Here is a 2394-nt window from a genome sequence, read left to right on the forward strand (position 1 = left end):
AACGGAATTGAGACGCCCGGCAGACCGGCAGAGGGGACGCAGGTGGGCACCAACGGCAGGGACGGCACCGGTATCGGCACCACCAACCGAACCACCCGCGCGTACATCGGTTCCTTCACCCACGCCGGCGGCGCGGGCATCACCACCGCGGCCGTCGACCGCACCACCGGCGCCCTGACCGCCGTGCACTCCACGGCCGAGGTGCCCGACCCGTCCTTCCTGGCCCTCGCCCCGGGCGGCGACGTGCTGTACGCGGTGAGCGAGACCGACGACGGGGCCGCGGCGGCGTTCACCCTGGCCGGGGACCGCGACCGGCCGGTCCTGCTCGGCGAGCCCGTCCCCGTACGCGGTGGCGCCCCCACACACCTGGCTCTCGCGGGCGGCCACCTCCTGACCGCCAACTACGGCTCGGGCAGTGTCACCACGATCCCCCTCCGCGAGGACGGATCGCTCGCCCCCGCCGCGAGCCACGTCCTGGCCCACGAGGGCGGCGGCCCGCACCCGGACCGCCAGGAGGCCCCGCACGCCCACGCCGTGCTGCCGGACCCCACCGGCCGCTGGGTCCTCTCCGTGGACCTCGGCACGGACTCCGTACGGATCTGCGCCCTCGACCCGGACGCCCGGACGCTGAACGTCCACCGCGAGGTGCGCCTGCGCCCCGGCGCGGGCCCGCGCCACCTCGCCTTCCACCCCGGCGGTGGGCTCGCGTACGTGGTCAACGAGCTGGACCCGACCGTCACCGCGCTCCGCTGGGACGCCGAGAAGGGCGAGCTGGAGCCGCTCGGCGAGACACCGCTGCTGCCAGTCGGGGCGGACGAAGCCGGTGCCACGTATCCGTCCGAGGTCGTCGTCGCGCCCGACGGCCGCTTCGCGTGGGCGGCCAACCGCGGCCACGACTCGATCGCCGTCCTCGCCCTCGACGAGGCGGGCGGCGCGCCGCGCCCGGTGACCCGCGTCCCCTGCGGCGGCCACTGGCCCCGCGACCTCGCCCTCGACCCGTCGGGGCGCCGGCTCTACGCGGCCAACGAGCGCTCGGGCGACGTCACCTGGTTCGACGTGGACCCCGCTACGGGCATCCCGCACCGGGCGGGCTCGATTCCGGTCACGGCGGCTTCCTGCGTCGTCTTCGGATAGGCGCGGCGCGTATACGGCGGTTTCGGTAGGCCCAGGGCGTATACGGCGGTTCGGGTAGGCCCGGCGCATACACGGCGAGGGCCGGTATCCCGCGTCGCGGGTACCGGCCCTCGTGCCGTATGTGTCATGTACGCGCCTAGCGCACCTGCGACCCCTGCATCTGCGGGTGGGCGATGCCCAGCGCCGTCGCGTACTTGGAGAGCACCAGCCTGCCGATCGCCGGGTACGCGCCCAGCGGCTCGGCCGTGGCGCACGCCGCCTCGTCCGCCGCGGCCTTCACCAGACCCTCGGCGACCTCGGGGCCGACCAGATACGGGGCGACCGCCAGGTTCCCGGAGCCCGAGGTGCGCAGCTGCTCGGCGGTGCGGGCGATGGAGCCCTCCACGTCCAGCGCGGCCGCCAGCACCGGCACGGCGAGCCGGGCGGCGAGCAGCATGCCCGTGATCCCGGCGGCCTGCACCGCCTCCTCGCCGCCGACCGTGGCGAGCACGATGCCGTCGGCCGCCGTGGCCACGGTGAACAGGCGGGCCCGGTCGGCCCGCGCGAGCCCGGCCTCCGAGAGCCGCACGTGCAGCGCCTCGGCGAGCAGCGGGTGCGGGCCGAGGACGTCGGTCAGCTCGGCCGCGGTGCGGCTGTCGTTGAGCGCCTGGCGTATGCGGCGCATCAGGGCGCTGTCGGGCCCCGCGAGCAGGGGGACGACGACGGCGACCGGGCCGTCGGTGTCCGGCACGCTCGGCAGGTCCTCGGGGGCGGTCTCGTCCGGGCGCTGCGCCAGCTGCTCGCGGAGCAGGGCGATGCGCTGCGCCCGTTCGGTGCGCTCGGCCGCGATCTGGGCGAGCACGCTCGCGAGCGCGGGGTACTCGGCGTCGTCACCGTCGACGTATCCGATGCGGGCGTCGAGGCCGGGCAGCTCGGAGCGGGCGATGCTCACGACCTCCTCGGCGATGCTCCGCGTGGCGGCACCGGGGGTGCCGGGCACGGCGAGGACGAGCGCAGGGGCACCCTCGGGAGCCGCCAGTGGCTCCGGTCTGCGGTGCCGCCCTGGCTGGCGGGGACGCGGCATTCGTACGGGCAGGCCGGATGCTGGCCCATTGGGGGTGCTCATGGCGCCGCATGCTAATGCCTCGGAGGGCTCTGGCGTTCGGGGAGGGGCCAGCTGTGGGCGTTACGTCCGCTTTTATCCGGTGGCGAACCCTGGCGCGCCCTGGCGAATTGACGCCATGTGCGGAAACCCGCCCCTCCGGCGTTTGAGGAGCGGGG

2 protein-coding genes are annotated in these 2394 nt (G+C 75.5%); one reads left to right on the forward strand and one right to left on the reverse strand.

Annotated features, from left to right (window positions below):
* The first annotated feature begins 72 nt into the window (after nt 1-72).
* Nucleotides 73-1134, forward strand: coding sequence for a lactonase family protein (locus tag AOK16_RS24680; protein WP_055474306.1), 1062 nt, complete (start codon nt 73-75; stop codon nt 1132-1134).
* A gap of 136 nt (nt 1135-1270) precedes the next feature.
* Here AOK16_RS24680 and AOK16_RS24685 read toward each other — a convergent pair whose 3' ends face one another.
* Nucleotides 1271-2239 carry a sirohydrochlorin chelatase gene (locus AOK16_RS24685; RefSeq protein WP_079101763.1) on the reverse strand — a complete coding sequence of 323 codons (969 nt, stop codon included), beginning with the start codon at nt 2237-2239 and terminating at the stop codon, nt 1271-1273.
* Nucleotides 2240-2394 lie beyond the last annotated feature (155 nt).

It is taken from the genome of Streptomyces pathocidini (assembly GCF_001418495.1).
In the GTDB taxonomy this organism is placed as follows: domain Bacteria; phylum Actinomycetota; class Actinomycetes; order Streptomycetales; family Streptomycetaceae; genus Streptomyces; species Streptomyces pathocidini.